Origin of the sequence: Amycolatopsis oliviviridis, from assembly GCF_014654365.1 — a bacterium.
GTDB classification, from domain to species: domain Bacteria; phylum Actinomycetota; class Actinomycetes; order Mycobacteriales; family Pseudonocardiaceae; genus Amycolatopsis; species Amycolatopsis oliviviridis.
Genome location: NZ_BNAY01000002.1, coordinates 350,140 through 371,922, shown reverse-complemented (window position 1 = coordinate 371,922; position 21,783 = coordinate 350,140). Strand labels below are relative to the sequence as shown.

Below are 21,783 nucleotides of genomic sequence, written 5' to 3'. Positions count from 1 at the left end.
CCGGGTGCACGCGACCTCGACCGATGAGTGGGGACACCGTGGGTGAGAACGACAAGCTTCGCGACTACCTGACGCGAGTCACCGGCGAACTGCAGCGCACGCGCGGCAGGCTCGCCGCGCTGGAGGACCGGGCCGCCGAACCGATCGCGATCGTCGGCATGGGCTGCCGGTTCCCGGGCGGCGTCCGCACGCCGGAGCGGTTCTGGGAACTGCTGACCGCCGGGGACCACGGGATCACCGGGTTCCCCGAAGACCGCGGCTGGGACGTCGGCGCGCTCGTCGACCCGGATCCGGACCATCTGGGCACCAGCTACGTCGACCGAGGCGGATTCGTCGACGGCGCCGGGGAATTCGACCCCGAGTTCTTCGGCATCTCGCCGCGCGAGGCCGTCTCGATGGACCCGCAGCAGCGGCTGCTGCTGGAGACGTCGTGGGAGGCGCTGGAGCGCGGCGGGATCGATCCCGCGTCGCTGTCCGGCAGCCGCGCCGGGGTCTTCGTCGGCACCAACGGCCAGGACTACGGCCGTGACCTGCCCAAGGGTGTCGAAGGCGTCGAGGGCTACCTCGGCACCGGCATCTCCGGCAGTGTCCTTTCCGGACGGATCTCCTACGTCCTCGGGCTGGAAGGCCCGTCGGTCACCGTCGACACGGCGTGCTCCGCGTCGCTGGTCACGCTCCACCTCGCCGTCCGTGCCCTGCGTGCGGGAGAGTGCGACCTCGCGCTTTCCGGTGGTGCCACCGTGATGGCGAGCCCGGACGCGTTCATCGAGTTCTCCCGCCAGCGTGGTCTCGCCCGCGACGGCCTGGTCAAGGCGTTCGCCGCCGGGGCCGACGGCACCGCGTGGGGCGAGGGCGCCGGCATGATCGTGCTGGAGCGCCTTTCCGACGCCCGGCGCAACGGACATCCGGTGCTGGCCGTGGTCCGCGGCTCCGCGGTCAATCAGGACGGCGCGTCCAATGGCCTCACCGCGCCCAACGGTCCGTCGCAGCAGCGCGTCATCCGCCAGGCGCTGGCCGACGCCCGTCTGTCCACAAAGGATGTCGACGTCGTCGAGGCGCACGGCACAGGAACCACGCTCGGTGACCCGATCGAGGTCCAGGCCCTGCAGGCCACCTACGGCCGCGACCGCGGTGAGCGCGGCCCGCTGCTGCTCGGCTCAGTCAAGACGAACATCGGCCACACCCAGGCCGCCGCGGGCGTCGCCGGGATCATCAAGATGGTCCTGGCCCTGCGCAACGGGATCCTGCCCGCGAGCCTGCACATCGACGCGCCGAGCCCGCAGGTCGACTGGTCGCCCGGAACGATCGAGCTGCTGGCGTCCGCACGCCCCTGGCCGGAAGGGAAGATCCGCCGCGCGGGTGTCTCGTCGTTCGGCATCAGCGGCACCAACTCCCACGTGCTGCTGGAGCAGGCGCCCGCGATCGAAGAGTCCACAGTGGATACAGGGGACGCCGTCACGCCGCCGGTGATCCCGTGGGTGCTGTCCGGCCGCACCCCGGCGGCGTTGCGGGCTCAGGCCCGCGCGCTGCTGGACGTCGAGGGCGACCCGGCGGACCTCGGCTGGTCGCTGGCCGCGACCCGGTCCGTCTTCGAGCACCGCGCCGTCGTCACCGGCCGCGACGAGGCCACGCTGCGGGCCGGTCTGACGGCCGTCGCCGAAGGAAAACATGACATCGGCGAGGCGACCGACGGCAGCCTCGCGATCTGCTTCACCGGTCAGGGTTCGCAGCGCCTCGGCATGGGCCGCGAGCTGTACGACGCGTACCCGGCGTTCGCCGCCGCGTTCGACCAGGTCTGCGAGCTGCTGCCGGGTGTCCGCGAGATCGTCTTCGGCGACGACGCGGACGCCTTGAACGACACCGCGAACGCCCAGCCCGCGCTGTTCGCGCTGGAGGTCGCCCTCTACCGGCTGGTCGAATCCTGGGGTGTCGTCCCGGACTTCCTGATCGGGCATTCCGTCGGTGACTTCGCCGCGGCCCACGTCGCCGGCGTCTGGTCGCTGGAAGACGCGGCCGGGCTGATCGCCGCGCGCGGCCGCCTGATGGGCGCGTTGCCGCGTGGTGGCGCGATGTGCGCGATCGAGGCGACCGAGGACGAGGTTCGCGCCGCGCTGGTCGCGGGCGCGGACATCGCCACCGTCAACGGCCCGCGCGCCATCGTCGTCTCCGGCACCGAGGACACCGTGCGGACCGTCGCCGCGGTGTTCCGTGAGCAGGACCGCCGGACTAAGGACCTCGCCGTCTCCCACGCGTTCCACTCGGCGCTGATGGACGGCATGCTGGACGACTTCGCCGCCGTCGCCCGCCGCGTGACCTACAAGACGCCGAAGATCGCGCTGATCGCGGGCGTCACCGGCCGTATCGCCGAGACCTCCGAGATCCTCGATCCGGCTTACTGGGTCCGGCACGTGCGCGAGGCCGTGCGCTTCGCGGACGGCGTCGAGGCGCTGGCCGAGGCCGGGGTGACCCGCTTCCTCGAACTGGGCCCGGACGGCATCCTCTCCGCCGCCGGTCAGGAGAGCGCGGACGGCCTGTTCGTCCCCGCGCTGCGCCGCGACCGGCCCGAACCCGAGACGTTCGTCGCCGCGCTCGCCGCCGTGCACGTCCACGGCGGGAAGGTCGGCTGGGCCGCCGCGTTCGACGGCGCGCGTCCGGTCGAGCTGCCCACGTACCCGTTCCAGCGCGAGTTCTACTGGCTTCCCCCGACCCATGCCGCCGGTGACGCGGCGGGTCTCGGCCTCGGCTCGCTCGACCATCCGCTGCTCGGCGCCGCCGTCTCGGTCGCCGACGCGGGCGGATTCCTGTTCACCGGCAGCCTTTCGCTGCGCACGCACCCGTGGCTGGCCGACCACATGGTGCACGGTCAGGTCGTCGTCCCCGGCACCGCGCTGGTCGAGCTCGCCGTGCGCGCGGCCGACGAAACCGGCCTGGCGGCACTGGAAGAGCTGACCCTGCAGACGCCGCTGGTGCTCCCGGAGAGCGGCGCGGTCCAGGTCCAGCTGTGGGCCGGGACGCCGGAGGACTCGGGCCACCGCCCGCTCACCGTGCACTCACGTCCGCATGGTGCGGGGGAGTGGACGCTGCACGCGACCGGCGCGCTCGCCCCGGCCGCCGCCACGCCGGACTGGGAGCTGGCCGAGTGGCCGCCGCCCGGCGCCGAAGCCGTTTCCCTCGAAGGCCGCTACCCCGAACTGGCCTCGGCCGGTCTGGAGTACGGCGAGATCTTCCAGGGCCTGCGCGCTTTGTGGCGCGACGGCGAGCACACCTACGCCGAGGTCGCGCTGCCCGAGGCCGCCCGCGACCAGGCAGGCCGGTTCGGCCTGCACCCCGCGTTGCTCGACTCGGCGCTGCACGCGCTGGCGGAGGGTGACGGTCCCGCGCGCCTGCCGTTCGCGTGGAGCGACGTCGTCCTGCACGCCTCCGGCGCGGCCGAACTGCGTGTCCGGCTCACCCCGGCCGGCACCGACGCGGTGACGCTGCGCGTGGCCGACGGGACCGGCGCGCCGGTCGCCACCGTCGGCTCGCTGGTCGTCCGCCCGGTTTCGGCGGGACAGCTGCGTCCGGCGGCCACCCGCGAAGGCCTGTACGAGCTGGCCTGGCGCCCGATCGCCACGCCGGAAACCGCGGCACCGGCTTGGGCGCGGTTCGCCGACGTCACCGGCGAGGTTCCCGAGGTCGTCGTGTACCGCGCCGAGGGTGACGACGTGCACGCCGTCACCGGTGCCACGCTGGACGTCCTTCGGACCTTCCTCGCCGAAGACCGGTTCTCCGCCGCGAAACTCCTCGTCCACACTGGACGGTCCGATGTGGACCCGGTCGCCGCCGCCGTGTGGGGACTGGTGCGCAGCGCGCAGTCCGAGCATCCGGACCGGTTCCTGCTTGTCGACGCCGACGAGCTGTCCGACGCCGTGCTGGCCGCCGGTGAACCGCAGGTCGCCGTCCGCGACGGCGAACTCCGGGTGCCGCGCCTGGTCACGCCCGAATCCACCGGCAGGCTGCTGCCGCCGTCCGGGAACTGGCGGCTCGGCCTGTCCGGCAAGGGCACCTTCGACCATCTGACCCTGGAGCCGCTGCCCGACGAGCCGCTCGGCCCGCAGGGCGTCCGGGTCTCCGTCCGGGCCGCCGGGCTCAACTTCCGCGACGTGCTCAACGCGCTCGGCATGTACCCCGGCGAGGCCGGGCTGCTCGGCAGCGAGTTCGCCGGGACCGTCCTCGAAGTCGGCGACGGCGTCACCGACCTGCGGCCCGGCGACGAGGTGATGGGCCTCGTCTCCGGCGGCGCCGGTCCGATCGCGATCGCCGAACGGCCGATGATCACCCGCAAACCCGCGGACTGGACCTACGAGCAGGCCGCGTCGACACCGCTGGTGTTCCTCACCGCCTACTACGCGCTGGTCGATCTGGCCGGGCTCAAGGCGGGCGAGTCGATCCTGATCCACGCCGCCGCCGGCGGGGTCGGCATGGCCGCGACGCAGCTCGCGCGTCACCTGGGCGCCGAGGTCTACGGCACCGCCAGCGAGAGCAAGCAATACGTGCTGCGCGACGCCGGACTCGACGACGCGCACATCGCCTCCAGCCGAACGTTGGAGTTCGAGGAGCGGTTCAGCGGCATCGACGTCGTCCTGAACGCGCTCGCCGGGGATTTCATCGACGCCTCGATCCGCACGATGGCGCCTGGCGGCCGGTTCCTGGAAATGGGCAAGACCGACATCCGCGAGCCCGAAGACGTCCACTACCAGGCCTTCGACCTGATCGACGCGGGTAGTGAGCGGACCGCGCAGATGTGGGACGCGCTGACCGCGCTGTTCGCCTCCGGCGCGCTCGCCCCGCTGCCGACCCGCACCTGGGACGTGCGCGAAGCTCGGGAGGCGTTCCGGTTCCTCAGCCAGGCCAAGCACATCGGCAAGGTCGCGCTCACCATGCCGAGGGCACTCGACCCGGACCGGACGGTGCTGATCACCGGCGGCACGGGCGGGCTGGGCGCGTTGATCGCCCGCCATCTGGTGACCACGCACGGCGTCCGCAAGCTGCTGCTCACCAGCCGCCGCGGTCTCGACGCGCCGGGCGCGCGGGAACTCGTCGCCGAACTCGGCGATTCAGGTGCCGACGTCCGGGTCGTCGCCTGCGACGTCGCCGATCGCGACGCCGTCGCCGCACTGCTGGACGGCGTCGACCTGACCGGTGTCGTGCACGCCGCCGGTGTCCTGGACGACGGCACCATCGACGCGCTCACCCAGGAGCGGCTCGACTTCGTGCTCGGCCCGAAGGCCGACGCCGCAAGGCATTTGCACGAACTGTCCGGCGATCCGGAACTGTTCGTCACGTTCTCCTCGGCCGCCGGCGTGCTCGGCGCGCCGGGACAGGGCAACTACGCGGCGGCCAACGGCTACCTCGACGGCCTCGCCGCCCACCGCCGTTCGCTCGGTCTCGCCGGGCAGTCACTGGCCTGGGGTCCGTGGGCCGCCGGCATGGCGGAGACGCTCGGCGAGGCGCACCTGGCGCGGCTGCGCGCCGGGGGCACCCCCGCGCTCGCCGTCGAGGACGGTCTCGCGCTGTTCGACGCGGCCATCGCCGCCGGGGCGCCGCTGGCCATCCCCGTCCAGCTCGATCTGCCGGTGCTCGCCGCGTCCGGACCGCTCCCGCCGCTGCTCGGCGCGCTGGTGAAACCCGGCCGCCGGACCGCGAAATCGGGCGGTGGCCAGGATTCCTCGCTCGCCAGGCGGCTCGCCGGGCTGACCGAGGCCGACCAGGACCGCGAACTGCTCGACCTCGTCCGCACCCAGGTCGCCCTGGTGCTCGGGCACGTCAGCGCCGCCACCGTCGAACCCGGCCGCGGGTTCATGGACTCCGGCTTCGACTCGCTGACCGCGGTCGAACTGCGCAACCGCCTCGGTGCCGTGACCGGGCTGCGGCTGCCGTCGACGGTGATCTTCGACCACCCGACCCCGGTCGCCCTCGCCGGATACGTGCGTTCGGAACTGCTCGGCGACCTCACCGCCGGGCCGCGTACCCGTGCCCGCGTCATCGATGACGGTGAGCCGATCGCGATCGTCGCGACCAGCTGCCGCTTCCCCGGCGAAGTGAACACGCCGGAAGACCTGTGGCGCCTGGTTTCCGAAGGCCGCGAAGGTCTCACGGAGTTCCCCACCGACCGTGGCTGGGACCTGGCCGCGCTGTTCGACCCGACCCCGGGCAAACAGGGCGTCTCGAACACCCGCACCGGTGGCTTCCTGCCCGACGCGGGCGACTTCGACCCGGAGTTCTTCGGCATCTCGCCCCGCGAAGCGCTCGCCATGGACCCGCAGCAGCGGCTGCTGCTGGAGATCGCGTGGGAGGCCTTCGAACGCGCGGGCATCCCGCCGGGCACCTTGCGCGGCAGCGACACCGGTGTCTTCACCGGCGCGATCTACCACGAATACGCCTCGCGGCTGACGAAGATCCCGGAGGAGGTCGAGGGCTTCCTCGGCACCGGCACGTCCGGCGCGATGATGTCCGGTCGCGTCTCCTACACCTTCGGCTTCGAGGGACCGGCCGTGTCGGTGGACACGGCGTGCTCGTCGTCGCTGGTCGCGATGCACCTGGCGAGCCAGGCGCTGCGGTCGGGGGAGTGCTCCCTCGCGCTGGCCGGCGGTGTCACCGTGATGGCCAACCCCGACCCGTTCGTCGACTTCAGCAAGCAGAACGCGATGGCGATCGACGGCCGCTGCAAGGCGTTCGCCAACGGCGCCGACGGCGTCGCTTGGGGTGAGGGCGCCGGATTCGTACTGCTGGAGAAACTGTCCGACGCCCGCCGCAACGGGCATCCCGTGCTGGCGCTGCTCAAGGGATCCGCGGTCAACCAGGACGGCGCGTCCAGTGGCCTCACCGCGCCGAACGGGCCGTCGCAGCAACGCGTGATCCTCCAGGCGCTCGCCAACGCCGGACTGTCCACTTCGGACGTCGACGTCGTCGAAGCGCACGGCACCGGCACCAGGCTGGGCGACCCGATCGAGGCGCAGGCCCTGCTCGCCACCTACGGCCAGGACCGGGAAGAGCCGCTGCTGCTCGGCTCGGTGAAGTCGAACTTCGGGCACACGCAGGCCGCGGCCGGTGTCGCCGGGGTGATCAAGATGGTCGAGGCGATGCGCCACGGCGTCGTCCCCGCGACACTGCACGTCGACGCGCCGTCGGCCCAGGTCGACTGGGAAGCCGGCGCGATCCGCGTCGCGACCGAGTCTGCGAGCTGGCCGGAGACCGGCCGTCCTCGCCGGGCCGGTGTGTCCTCGTTCGGGTTCAGCGGGACCAACGCGCACGTCGTGCTCGAACACGTCCCCGCCGAAGAGAGCGTCACGGAACCGGCCGTCCGGCCCGCGATGCTGCCGTGGGTGTTGTCCGGCCGGTCCGAGGAAGCCTTGCGGGCACAGGCCGCGCGGCTCGCCGGCCTGACCGCCGATCCGCTCGACGTCGCCTGGACGCTCGCCACCACCCGCACCGCGCACGAACGGCGCGCGGTCGTCGTCGGGACCGATCCGTCGGTGCTGCACGCCGGGCTGGCCGCGTTCGCCGACACCGGCCGGGCGGCCAACGTCGTGTCCGGCCGCGCGGTCACCGGACGGCTCGCGTTCCTGTTCACCGGTCAGGGTGCCCAGCGCCTCGGCATGGGCCAGGGCCTGTACGAGACGTTCCCCGCCTTCGCCGCGGCTTACGACGAGGTCGCCGCGCTTCTTCCGCTCGATGGCGACATCGACCGCACCGGCACCGCCCAGCCCGCGATCTTCGCCCTTGAGGTCGCGCTGTTCCGGCTCTTCGAATCCTGGGGCGTGACCCCCGACCTTCTCGCCGGTCATTCGATCGGCGAGATCGCGGCGGCGCATGTCGCCGGGGTGTTTTCGCTGGAGGACGCGGCGAAACTCGTCGAGGCGCGCGGCCGGTTGATGGAGGCGCTGCCCGAGGGCGGCGCGATGGTCGCGGTCCAGGCTTCCGAGGACGAGGTGCGCGAGTTCCTGACCGACGAGGTCTGCCTGGCCGCGGTGAACGGGCCCGACGCGGTCGTGCTGTCCGGTGTGGATGGTCCGGTCCGCGAGGTCGCCGCCCGGTTCGCCGGAGAAGGCCGCCGCACCAAGCATCTCGTGGTGTCCCATGCCTTCCACTCGGCGCTGATGGAGCCGATGCTGGACGAGTTCGGCGCGGTCGTGCGGAGCTTGGAGTTCTCGGCGCCGCGGATCCCGATCGTCTCCACCGTGAGCGAGTCGGCGGATCTGACCGACCCGGGCTACTGGGTCCGGCACGTCCGCGAAACCGTGCGGTTCGCCGACGGTCTCGCGGCCCTGACCGCCGAGGGGGTCACGACGTTCCTCGAACTCGGCCCGGACGCGGTGCTGTCCGCGATGGGTACCGACGGCGTCTTCGTTTCCGCGCTGCGCAAGGACTCCGACGAGGCCCGGACCGCGATGACCGCGCTCGGCGCGGTGCACGCGGCGGGCGCTCCCGTCGACTGGGACCGCTTCTTCGACGGCAGCGGCGCACGGCCCGCGCACCTGCCCACCTATCCGTTCCAGCGCCGCCGCTTCTGGCTGCTGGCCCCGCCGGGATCCGGCGACGCCACCGCGCTGGGCCTCGGCGCGCTCGACCATCCGCTGCTGGGCGCCGCCGTCGCACTGCCCGAACGCGGCGGACTCGTGCTCACCGGACGCCTGTCGCTCGACGAACAGCCGTGGCTGGCCGGGCACCGCGTCCGCGACGCCGTCCTGCTGCCCGGGACCGCGTTCGCCGAACTGGCCGTGCGGGCGGGTGACGAGGTCGGCTGCGGCACCGTCGAGGAACTGACGCTGCAGGCACCGCTGGTGCTCACGTCGGCCCCGGTCCAGCTCCGAGTGTCCCTTTCGGACGGTGACGGCCGCCGGACCCTGGCCGTGCATTCCCGTCCCCAGGACGGCGACTGGACGTTGCACGCCACCGGCTCGCTGACCACGACCGCCGAGGAATCCGCCGCGATCACGGAGTGGCCGCCGTCCGGCGCGGAAACCGTTGACCTGGAGGGCTTCTACGCCACGCTGGCCGAGGCCGGGCTCACCTACGGCGACCCGTTCCGCGGTCTGCGCGCGGCTTGGCGCCAAGGCGACGACGTCTTCGCCGAGGTCGCGCTGCCCGAGGGCACCGACGTCCGCGGGTTCGGGCTGCACCCGGCCCTGCTCGACGCGGTCCTGCACGCCGTCGGCCTGACCGGCGGCCCGGCGCGGCTGCCGTTCTCGTGGGCCGGGCTGGCGTTGCACGCCACCGGCGCGAGCACCCTGCGGGCCAAGCTCACCCCGGCCGGGCAGGACGCCGTTTCCTTGCAGGTCGCGGACGGCACGGGCGCGCCGGTGCTTTCGGTCGCGTCGCTGAGCCTGCGTCCGGGGGGTGACGGGCCGCTGCCCAGCGCCGCCACCGACGCGCTGTTCGGCATCGACTGGATTCCCGTCGCGCTGCCTTCAGAGGCCGAAGACGTCGCTGTGCACGAAGCCACTTCGGTCGAGGCCGCGCTCGAAGCGGTGCAGGCGGCCGAAGACCGGCTCGTCGTCCACCTCACCGGCGACAGCCCGGAGCACGCCGCCGTCGCCGGCCTCGTGCGCAGCGCGCAGGCCGAGTACCCGGACAAGTTCGTCCTGGTCCACGGCGCCGGAGACGCCCGGCTCGCGGCCGCCACCGGCGAGCCCGAGGTCAAGTTCACCGAAGACGGCCCTCGCGTGCCCCGCCTGACGCGGTCCCGCGCCACCGCCGACCCGGACTGGACCCTCGACGGCACCGTGCTGGTCACCGGCGGTACCGGCGGACTCGGCGCACAGGTCGCGCGACGGCTCGTCGAGCGGCACGGCGTCCGGCACCTGCTGCTCGTCGGACGCCGGGGCGCCGACGCTCTTGGCGCCGAAGCCCTGCGGGAAGACCTGCGCGCGCTCGGCGCGGAGGTGACGATCGCCGCGTGCGACGTCGCCGACCGCTCCCAGATCGAGTCCGTGCTCGCGCTCGCCGAGGAGCCGCTGACCGGTGTCGTGCACGCGGCGGGTGTTCTCGACGACGGCGTCCTCACCTCGATGACCCCCGAGCGGCTCGCCGCCGTGGCGGGGCCGAAGGCGGAAGCCGCGCGGCATCTGCACGAACTGACCACCGATCTGAAGCTGTTCGTCACGTTCTCCTCGATCGCCGGTGCGCTCGGCGCGCCCGGTCAGGCGAACTACGCGGCGGCCAACGGCTACCTCGACGGGCTCGCCACGCTCCGGCGTGCCCAGGGGCTAGCCGGGACGTCGATCGCATACGGCCTCTGGGAAACCGGCATGGGCGAGGGGCGCGGGGGAGCGGCGCTGCCCGTCGAAGCCGGGCTGGAACTGTTCGACCTGCTGGCCCTCGGTGACGACCCGCGTCCGGTCGCGACCAAGCTGGACCTGGCCGCGCTGCGGGCGGAAGCCGAGGTACCGCACGTGCTGCGGAGCCTGGTCCGGCCCCGGCGTCGCCGTGCGGCCGAAGAGGCGGAAGCCGCGGGTCTGCGGCAGCGGCTGGCGGGCGTGCCCGCCGGTGAGCGCACGCGGCTGCTGACCGAACTGGTCCGCACCGAGGCCGCGCACGTCCTCAGCCACACCAGCCCGGACGCCGTCGAAGCCGACCGCGCGTTCGGCGACCTCGGCTTCGACTCGCTCACCGCGGTCGAGTTCCGCAACCGACTCGGCACGGTCACCGGGCTGCGGCTCCCGGCGACGCTGACCTTCGACCACCCGACCCCGGTGGCGCTGGCCGAATTCCTGCTCGCCGAACTGCTCGACGAACCCGCCGACGCGACCCCGGTCTTCGCCGCCGCCCGCGCCGACGGCGATCCGATCGTCATCGTCGGCATGGCCTGCCGCTACCCGGGCGGCGTGACGTCGCCGGAAGAGCTGTGGGACCTCGTCGCCGGCGGCCGCGACGGCGTGACCCGGTTCCCCGAGGACCGCGGCTGGGACGTCGACGGCATCTACGACCCCGACCCCGACCGGCCGGGCAAGACCTACACCCGCGAAGGCGGATTCCTGCACGACGCGGGCGACTTCGACCCCGAGTTCTTCGGGATCTCGCCCCGCGAAGCGCTCGCCATGGACCCGCAGCAGCGTCTGCTGCTCGAAGTCGCGTGGGAGGCGCTGGAGCGCTCCGGCACCGATCCGACGGCGCTCAAGGGCAGCCCGACCGGCGTGTTCGCCGGCGTCATGTACCACGACTACGGCACGCGGCTCGGCAACGACGTCCCCGACGACGTCGAGGGTTTCCTCGGTACCGGCACCTCCGGTTCCGTGCTGTCCGGCCGGGTCGCCTACACCCTCGGCCTGGAGGGACCGGCGGTTTCGGTCGACACCGCGTGCTCCTCGTCGCTGGTCGCCCTGCACTGGGCGACGCAGGCCCTGCGCTCGGGCGAATGCTCGCTGGCGCTGGCCGGCGGGGTCACGGTGATGGCCACGCCGGAGACGTTCATCGGGTTCTCCCGTCAGCGCGGCCTCGCCGCCGACGGCCGCTGCAAGTCCTTCTCGGCCGACGCCGACGGGACCGGCTGGGCCGAAGGCGCCGGAATGCTGGTGCTGGAACGGCTTTCCGACGCGCGCCGCAACGGCCACCGGGTGCTCGCGGTCGTCAAGGGCTCCGCGGTCAACTCCGACGGCGCGTCCAACGGCCTCACCGCCCCCAACGGTCCCTCGCAGCAGCGGGTGATCCGTCAGGCGCTGGCCGCCGCCGGGGTCCCGTCGTCCACTGTGGACGCCGTCGAGGCGCACGGCACCGGCACGACGCTGGGCGACCCGATCGAGGCGCAGGCGCTGTTGGCCACTTATGGTCGCGAGCGGGACGGCGAACCGCTGTACCTCGGCTCGGTGAAGTCCAACTTCGGCCACACGCAGGCGGCGGCCGGTGTCGCCGGGATCATCAAGATGGTCCAGGCGATGCACCACGGCGTCCTGCCGCCGACGCTGCATCTCGGCGAGGCGACCCCGCACGTCGACTGGGAAGCCGGTGACGTCGAGCTGCTCGCCGAAGGCCGGGAGTGGCCGGAGACCGGACGTCCGCGCCGGTCGGCCGTGTCGTCCTTCGGGATCAGCGGGACCAACGCGCACGTCATCCTCGAACAGCCGCCGGTCGAGACCCCGGCGCCGCGTGCGGTCGTGACCCCGGCCCTCGTGCCGTGGGTGCTCTCCGGCCGCGCCGAAGACACCCTGCGGCAGCAGGCCGGGCGCCTGCTCGACCGTGACGGCGAGCCGGTCGACGTCGGCTTCGCGCTCGCCACGACCCGGACCGCGCACGAACGGCGTGCCGTCGTGCTCGGCGCCACGGACGCGGATCTCCGCGCCGGACTCGGCTCGCTGGCCGAGGGCACCAGCACGCCGTCGGTCGTCGCCGGACGTGTACTGCCCGGGCGGACCGCGTTCCTGTTCACCGGTCAGGGATCCCAGCGCCTCGGCATGGGCGAAGGGCTCTACGCCGCCTTCCCGGCGTTCGCCGCCGCCTACGACGAGGTCGCCGCGCTGCTCCCGGCAGGCGGTGACCTGAACCGGACCGGCGCCGCGCAGCCCGCGATCTTCGCGCTGGAGGTCGCGCTGTACCGGCTCGCCGAGTCCTGGGGCATGACCCCCGATTTCGTGGCGGGTCATTCGATCGGCGAGATCGCGGCGGCGCATGTCGCCGGGGTGTTTTCGCTGGAGGACGCGGCGAAACTCGTCGAGGCTCGTGGCCGGTTGATGGAGGCGCTGCCCGAGGGCGGCGCGATGGTCGCGGTCCAGGCTTCCGAAGACGAGGTCCGCGATCACCTGACACCGAAGGTCTCGCTGGCCGCCGTGAACGGCCCGGATTCCGTCGTGCTGTCCGGCGCCGCGTCGCCGACGTTGAAGCTGGCCAAGAAGTTCGAGAAGCTCGGCCGTCGCACCAAGCGGCTGGAGGTCTCGCACGCGTTCCACTCGGCGTTGATGGAGCCGATGCTCGAGGAGTTCGCCGCCGTGGTGGCCGAACTGGAGTTCTCCGCACCGACGATTCCGTTCGTGTCCACAGTGGACGGCGAGCGGACCGCCCGGGTCGCCGAACCGGAGTACTGGGTCGAGCACGTCCGCGCCACCGTCCGGTTCGCCGCCGGGCTGGCGTGGCTGCGCGAGGCCGGGGTGACCAGGTTCGTCGAGCTCGGTCCGGCCGCCGTGCTGACCGCGCTCGCCGACGACGGCCTGGACACCTTCGCGGCGTCGTTCCTGCGTGCCGACCGCGACGAAGCGGAAAACGCGCTCACCACCCTGGCCGCCGCGTACACCCGAGGCGTCACCGTCGACTGGGCCGAGGTGTTCCGGCCGACCGGCGCCCGCGTCGTCGACCTGCCGACGTCGGTGTTCGACCGCCGCCGGTTCTGGCTCGCCGCCGGAAGCGGAGCGGGCGACGTCACCACGGCCGGGCTCCAGGCCGCCGGGCATCCGCTGCTGGGCGCGGCCGTGCCGTTCGCCGACGGCGACGGCTGGGTCCTCACCGGACGTCTTTCGGTCGCGACACATCCGTGGCTGGCCGGGCACGCCGCGTTCGGTGAAGTGCTCGTCCCCGGCACCGGACTGCTCGAACTCGCCGTCCGCGCCGGTGACGAAGCCGGCTGCGGAGGCGTGGAGGAACTGACCCTGGCCGCACCGCTGGTGCTGCCGCCGCACGGCGCGCTGGACGTCCAGGTGCTCGTCGGCGCGGCGGGCACGGGCGGACGACGTCCGGTTTCGGTGCACTCGCGTGCCCCGCAAGGGGAGTGGACCGAGCACGCCACCGGAACGCTCGCTCCCGAGTCCGCCGCGGCGCCGTCCGGGCTGACCGCATGGCCGCCCGCCGCCGAGCCGGTCCCGCTGGACGGGCTCTACGCGGACATGGCGGCCGCCGGGCTCGACTACGGCCCGCCGTTCCGCGGGCTCACCACCGCCTGGCGCGACGGGGACACCGTCTTCGCCGAGGTCGAATTGCCCGAGCACACCGACGTCGACGGCTTCGGCCTGCACCCGGCGCTGCTCGACGCGGCGCTCCACACCCTCGGTCTCCTGCCGGGCGAGGGCACCCGCCTGCCGTTCCTGTTCGGCGACGTCACCCTGCACGCCGCCGGTGCCACCGCGCTGCGCGTCCGGGTCACGCCGACCGGACCCGGCACGGTTTCCTTGCTGGCCACTGACATCACCGGCGCCCCGGTCGCCACCCTCGGCACGGTGAACGTCCGGACCGCGGAGGCACCGAGGCCGCGCGGCACGGACTCGCTGTACGAACTGACCTGGGTCGAGGTACCCGCCGACGGCGAAACCGGCGAGGACGTCCAGGTCTTCACCGCACCCGAGGGTGAGCCGAGGGACGCGCTCGCCGCGACCCTCGCCGCGATCCAGGAGTTCCTGACCGACGGTGGGACGCGCCTGGTGGTCCGCACCGGCGACACCCCGGCCGGGGCCGCCGTCCGCGGTCTCGCCCGCACGGCCGCTTCGGAACACCCGGACCGGTTCGTCGTCCTCGAAGGGGAGGACGTCGCGACCGCGCTGGCCACCGGCGAACCGCAGGTCCGGATCCGCGACGGCGTCGCGGAAGTCCCGCGACTGGCCCGTGCCACCGCGGGAGAACCCGCGATCTGGGGCGAGGGCACGGTTCTCGTCACCGGCGGCACCGGCGGGGTCGGGGCCGCGATCGCCCGGCACCTCGCGCCCGAGGTCACCAAGCTGGTCCTCACCAGCCGCCGCGGCCTCGACGCACCGGGCGCGGCGGAACTGGCGGAAGAACTCGGCGCCGACGTCGTCGCCTGCGACGTCACCGACCGCGACGCGCTCGCCACCCTGCTCGACGGGATCGACGACCTCACCGGGATCGTGCACGCCGCCGGTGTGCTCGACGACGGCGTCGTCACCGAACTGACTCCGGAGCGCTTCGACACCGTGCTGCGGCCCAAGGCCGAGGCGGCGCTCGCGCTCCACGAACTCACCCTCGGCAAGCCGTTGACGCAGTTCGTCCTGGTGTCCTCGGTTTCCGGGATCCTCGGCGGTCCGGGGCAGGCCAGTTACACCGCGGCCAACGCCCTGCTCGACGACCTCGCGCGTCGCCGTCACGCGGAGGGCCTGCCCGCCCGCTCGCTCGCGTATGGCCTGTGGGCCAACGGCATGGGCGGACAGTCCGATGTGGACCGGCTGGCCCGTGCCGGATTCGGCGCCCTGACCGACGAAGAGGGCCTGGCGCTGTTCGACGCCGCGCTGGCCGCTTCGACGCCGGTCCCGGTGCCGGTCAAGCTCGACCTGGCGACGCTGCGCACGCTGGCCCGCACGAGCGAGCCCGCTCCCGCGCTGCGCGGTCTGGTCCGGGTGCCGAAGCGACGGGGCGCGGCCAACGCCGCGGCCGCCGCCGGGCTGACCGCGACCCTCACCCGGCTCTCGCCCGCCGACCAGCTCTCGCATCTGGTCGACCTGGTCCGCGGGCACGTCGCCGACGTGCTCGGACACGGCACCGCGACGTCGGTCGAGGCAGGCCGCGCGTTCACCGAACTCGGGTTCGATTCGCTCACCGCGGTCGAACTGCGCAACCGGCTCGGCGAGGCGACCGGCCTGCGGCTGCCCGCCACGCTGATCTTCGACCACCCGAACCCGGCGGCGCTGGCGGCCTACATCCGCGCCGAACTCGCCGGTGATTCGTCCACTGTGGACGTCGAGCCGGTACGGGTCGCCGAGCCGGACGAGCCCATCGCGATCGTCGCGATGAGCTGCCGGTTCCCGGGCGGCGTCAGCTCGCCGGAGGATCTGTGGCGCCTGGTCGCCGAAGGGACCGACGCGATCACGCCGTTCCCGTCCGACCGCGGCTGGGATCTCGACGGGCTGTACCACCCGGACCCCGACCACCCCGGCACCAGCTACGCCCGCGAGGGCGGTTTCCTGCACGACGCCGCCGACTTCGACGCGGAGTTCTTCGGGATCTCGCCGCGTGAGGCGGTCACCGTCGACCCGCAGCAGCGGTTGCTGCTGGAGACCGCGCAGGAGGCGTTCGAGCGTGCCGGGATCGACCCGGTCTCGCTCAAGGGCAGCGCCACCGGTGTGTTCGCCGGCGTCATGTACGACGACTACGCCTCCCGCTTGGCCGCCACCCCGGACGGGATGGAGGGCCTGCTCGGGACCGGCAGCGCGAGCAGCGTGCTGACCGGTCGCGTCGCCTACACCTTCGGCCTCGAAGGCCCGGCGGTGTCGGTCGACACGGCGTGCTCGTCCTCGCTGGTCGCCCTGCACTGGGCGGCGCAGGCGCTGCGCTCGGGTGAATGCGGCCTGGCGCTGGTCGGCGGCGCGACCGTGATGGCCAGCCCCAACCCGTTCATCGAGTTCTCCCGTCAGCGCGGCCTGGCCGCCGACGGCCGCTGCAAGCCGTTCGCGGCCGCGGCCGACGGCACCGCCTGGGCCGAGGGCGCCGGATTCCTGCTCCTGGAACGGCTTTCCGAGGCGCGTCGCAACGGACGTCGTGTGCTGGCGGTCGTGCGAGGCAGCGCGGTCAACCAGGACGGCGCGTCCAACGGCATGACCGCGCCCAACGGTCCTTCGCAGCAGCGGGTCATCCGCCGCGCGCTGGCCGCGGCGGGCGTCGAATCGTCCACTGTGGACATCGTCGAGGCGCACGGCACGGGAACCGCGCTGGGCGACCCGATCGAAGCGCAGGCGCTGCTGGCCACCTACGGCCAGGACCGCGAGGAACCGCTGTGGCTGGGTTCGGTGAAGTCCAACATCGGTCACACACAGGCCGCCGCCGGACTCGCCGGGATCATCAAGATGGTCGAGGCGATGCGCCACGGCGTCCTGCCCGCGACCCTGCACGTCGACGAGCCGTCCCCGCACGTCGACTGGAGCGAGGGTGAGGTCCGGCTGCTCACCGAGGCTCGGCCTTGGCCCGAGACGAGCAGGCCCCGGCGCGCGGCGGTGTCCGCGTTCGGCATCAGCGGGACCAACGCCCACGTCATCCTGGAGCAGGTCCCGGAACCGGCCGTCCCCGCGAGGACCCCGGCGCCGCCGTCGCTGCTGCCGTGGGTGCTGAGCGCCCGTACCGAAGACGCGCTGCGAGCCCAGGCAGGACGGCTGCTCGGCACGGTCGGGTTCGCCGACCCGGCCGACATCGGCTACGCGCTGGCGACCACTCGGACCGCGTTCGAACGGCGGGCGGTGCTCACCGGCGACTTGCGCACCGGATTGGCCGCCCTCGCGGGTGGCGGGACCACTCCGGACGTCGTCACCGGGCGTGCCACCGAAGGCAAACTGGCGCTGCTGTTCACCGGCCAGGGTTCCCAGCGGCTCGGCATGGGCCAGGGGCTCTACGACGCCTTCCCGGTGTTCGCCCAGGCTTACGACGAGGTCGCCGCGCTGCTTCCCCTCGACGGCGATATCGACCGCACCGGCACCGCGCAGCCCGCGATCTTCGCCCTGGAAGTGGCGCTGTTCCGGCTCGTGGAGTCGTGGGGGATCCGGCCCGATTTCCTGGCCGGGCATTCGATCGGCGAGATCGCGGCCGCCCACGTGGCGGGCGTGTTCTCCCTGGAGGACGCGGCGAAACTCGTCGAGGCGCGCGGCCGGTTGATGGAGGCGTTGCCGGAAGGCGGCGCGATGGTCGCGGTGCAGGCGACCGAGGACGAGGTGCGCGAGTACCTGTCCGACGAGGTCTGCCTGGCGGCGGTCAATGGGCCGCAGGCGGTCGTCCTGTCCGGTGTGGACGGTCCGGTCCGCGAGGTCGCCGACCGGTTCGCGCAGGATGGCCGCCGCACCAAGGCTTTGGTCGTCTCGCACGCCTTCCACTCGGCGCTGATGGAGCCGATGCTGGCGGAGTTCGCCGAAGTGGCGGCGTCGCTGGAGTATTCCGAGCCGCGGATCCCGATCGTGTCCACGGTGAGCGAATCGGCCGATCTGACCGACCCGGGCTACTGGGTCCGGCACGTCCGTGAGCCGGTCCGGTTCGCCGACGCCGTCCGCGCCCTCGCCGAAGCGGGAGTCACCCGGTTCGCCGAATTGGGCCCGGACGGCGTGCTCTCCGCGATGGGCCTCGACAGCGCCCCCGACGCGGTGTTCGTCCCGGTGCTGCGCAAGGACCGCGATGAACGACAGACCGCCTCCGCCGCATTTAGCCGACTGGTTGCGACGGGTACCGAGGTCGACTGGGCGGCGTTCTTCGACGGGACCGACGCTCAAGCAGTCCCGCTGCCCACCTACGCGTTCCAGCGTGAACGCTTCTGGCTCGACCCGCCTGCCGTCGCCGGTGACGCCGCCGGGCTGGGCCTGGCCGCGGCCGGGCACCCGCTGCTCGGAGCGACCGTGCCGACGGCGGGCGAGGACGGCCTGGTCGGTTACGGCAGGTTGTCGCGGGCCGTGCAGCCGTGGCTGGCCGATCACGCGGTGCTCGGCACCGTGCTGGTCCCCGGCGCGGCGCTGGTCGAACTCGCCGTCCGGGCGGGCGACGAGCTCGGCTGCTCCCGCGTGGCCGAACTGACCCTGGCCGCGCCGATGGTGCTGCCGGAGACCGGCGGGCTCGCCGTGCAGGTCGTGGTCGGTGCGCCGGACGACGACGGACGGCGTCCGGTGTCGATCCACTCGCGGCGTCGGGAAGCCGACACCTGGACCGAGCACGCCACCGGCCTGCTCGCCCCCGGGGACGCCCACCCGGCGGCCTCGGACACCGCGTGGCCGCCCGCCGGAGCCGAAAGCCTCGACGTCACCGAGCTTTACGCGGGTCTCGCCGACGCTGGCCTGCAGTACGGGCCGGTGTTCCAGGGCCTCACCGCCGCGTGGCTCGTGGGCGAGGAGGTCTGCGCCGATCTCGAACTGCCCGCCGTCGCGCACGGCGACGCCGGGAAGTTCGGTCTGCACCCGGCCCTGCTCGACGCCGCGCTGCACGCCATCGGCCTGCTGCCCGGGAACGCCGAGACCACCCGGCTGCCGTTCCTCTGGCGTGACGTCGTCCTGCACGCGGCCGGCGCCACCGCCGCCCGCGTCCGGGTCGCCGCCTCCGGCACCGACTCGGTGCGGCTGGAACTCACCGACGGCGCCGGGGCACCCATCCTGACGGTGGGATCGTTGCTGCTGCGCGAGGTCACCGACCTCGGCCCGGCGGATCCGTCCACTTCGGACTCGCTGTTCCGGCTCGGCTGGGCCCAGGTCACGAACGGGTCCCCGGTTCCGTCGACAGAGCTGCTCTCGGCGGTGCCGGGAGCCGAAGACACCCCGGCCGCCGCGCACGCCCTGCTGCGCGCCACGCTGGCGAAGCTGCAGGAGTGGCTCGCCGAAGAGAAGGACACCACGCTCGTGGTGCGTACCGAGAACGCCGTCGCGGTGTCCACTTCGGACAGTGTCGATCCGGCCTCGGCCGCGGTCTGGGGCCTGGTCCGCAGTGCCCAGTCCGAGAATCCCGGCAGGCTGGTGCTGCTCGACGCGGCCGAGGCCGACGTCGACACCGCGCTGGCCGTACTGGGCGACGAGACCCAGCTGGCCGTCCGCGACGGCGTCGTCCACGCGGCCCGGCTGCTGACCGCCGCGTCGTCGACGGACCTGGCTCCGCCGTGGCACGAACCGGCCTGGCGTCTCGACAGCGTCGTCAAGGGCACGCTCGACAGGCTCTCCTTCGAGCCGTACCCCGACGTGCTCGAACCGTTGCTGCCGCGTGAGGTCCGGATCGCCACCCGCGCGGCCGGGACGAACTTCCGCGACGTGCTCAACGTGCTAGGCATGTACCCGGGTGACGCCGGCCGGATCGGCTACGAGGCCGCCGGTGTCGTCACCGACGTCGGGTCCGAGGTGACCGACCTCGTGCCGGGCGACCGCGTGATGGGCCTGGTGCACGGCGGGTTCGGCCCGCTCACCTTCGCCGACCGCGATCTGCTGGCGAAGATGCCCGAGGGCTGGACGTACGAAGAGGCCGCGTCGGTGCCGCTGGTGTACCTCACCGCCTACTACGCGCTGACCGACCTCGGCGCGCTGAAGAAGGGCGAGTCGGTGCTCATCCACGCCGCCGCGGGCGGTGTCGGCATGGCCGCCACGCAACTCGCCCGGCACCTCGGCGCCGAGGTGTTCGGCACCGCGAGCGAGGGCAAATGGGACGTCCTGCGCGCGGCCGGGCTGGACGACGACCACATCGCCTCGTCGCGGACGCTCGAGTTCGAGGAGCGGTTCCGCGAGACCACCGGCGGGAACGGCGTGGACGTGGTCCTCAACGCCTTGACGGGCGATTTCATCGACGCGTCGATGCGCCTGTTACCGCGCGGTGGACGGTTCGTGGAAATGGGGAAGACCGACGTCCGTCCGGACGGCGGCGGCGCGGGGCACCATCCCGGTGTGACTTACCAGGCGTTCGACGTGATCGAAGCGGGCAACCGCCGGATCGCGCAGATGTGGGAGGAGCTGATCACCTTGTTCGACCAGGGCGCGCTCACCCCGCTGCCGATCCGCACCTGGGATCTGCGCCGGGCACCGGAGGCACTGCGCTTCCTGTCCCAGGCCAAGCACGTCGGCAAGGTCGTGCTGACCGTGCCGCGCCGCCCGATCGGCGGCACGGTGCTGGTCACCGGCGGTACCGGTGGCCTCGGCGCGGTACTGGCCAAGCATCTGGTCACCGAACACGGCATCCGGGACCTGGTGCTGACCAGCCGTCGCGGTCCGGACGCGCCCGGCGCGGCCGAACTGACGGCGGAACTGACCGGGCTGGGCGCGACGGTGCGGATCGAAGCGTGCGATGCCGCGGACCGTGCCTCGCTCGCCGAGGTACTGGACCGCACGCCCGGGCTGACCGGCGTGGTGCACGCGGCCGGCGTCCTCGACGACGGCCTGCTGACCGCGCTCACTCCCGAGCGGCTCGAAAAGGTGCTGCGGCCCAAGGTGGACGCGGCGTGGAACCTGCACGAGCTCACCCGGGGCCACGACCTGACCATGTTCGTCCTGTTCTCCTCGGCCGCCGGGGTGCTCGGCGCGCCGGGACAGGCGAACTACGCCGCGGCGAACACCTTCCTCGACGGGCTGGCGCACCACCGCCGCGGCCTCGGCCTGCCCGCGACGTCGCTCGCCTTCGGTCTCTGGGCCGACGGCATGGGCGACTCGGCGGACGCGGACCGGATGGGCCGCGACGGGGTCGGCAGTTTCGACCCGGTGGAGGGACTGGAGCTGTTCGACCTGGCCACCGGCCTGGCCGAACCGGTCTCGGTGCCGGTGAAGCTGGACGTCGCCGGGCTCCGCTCGATGACCGGACCGGTGCCGCCGCTGCTGCGCGGTCTCGTCCGCGGTTCGGTGCGGCGCGCCGCACCGGTGGACGCGGCGGCGCAGGCCGACGGCCTCAAGCGACGGCTCGCCGGGCTGTCGCAGGTGGACGCCGAGCGGGTGCTGCTCGACGTGGTACGCGGCCAGGCCGCGGCCGCGCTCGGACACGACGGCGCGGACTCGATCGAACCGGGCCGGGCGTTCACCGAACTGGGCTTCGACTCACTGACCGCGGTCGAGCTGCGCAACGGGCTCGACGCGGCCACCGGGCTGCGCCTGCCCGCGACGCTGATCTTCGACTACCCGACCCCGGACGACCTCGCCAAGTTCCTGCAGTCCGAGATGGACGCCGCGGGACCGGCCGCGGCAGAGGAAACCGGCCTGGTACCCGGAATCGACAAGCTCGCCGCCGAATTGTCCACAGTGGACCTGGCGAGCGCGGACGGGGCCGAGGTCGAGGCGAAGTTGCGGAACCTGGTGTCCCTGTGGCAGGACCGCGTCCGGCCGTCGGGCGGCGACGCCGACCTGGAAGTGGACACCATCGACGACATGTTCGCCCTGCTGGACAACGAACTCTGAC

Annotated in this window: 1 protein-coding gene; it reads left to right on the top strand. The window is 73.2% G+C overall.

Going from position 1 to position 21,783, the window contains the following annotated elements:
* Positions 1 to 38: 38 nt before the first annotated feature.
* The gene (locus IE302_RS08995) at positions 39 to 21,782 is read left to right on the top strand and encodes a type I polyketide synthase (RefSeq protein ID WP_191253729.1); all 21,744 of its coding nucleotides are present in this window, start codon (positions 39 to 41) and stop codon (positions 21,780 to 21,782) included.
* Position 21,783: the final 1 nt, after the last annotated feature.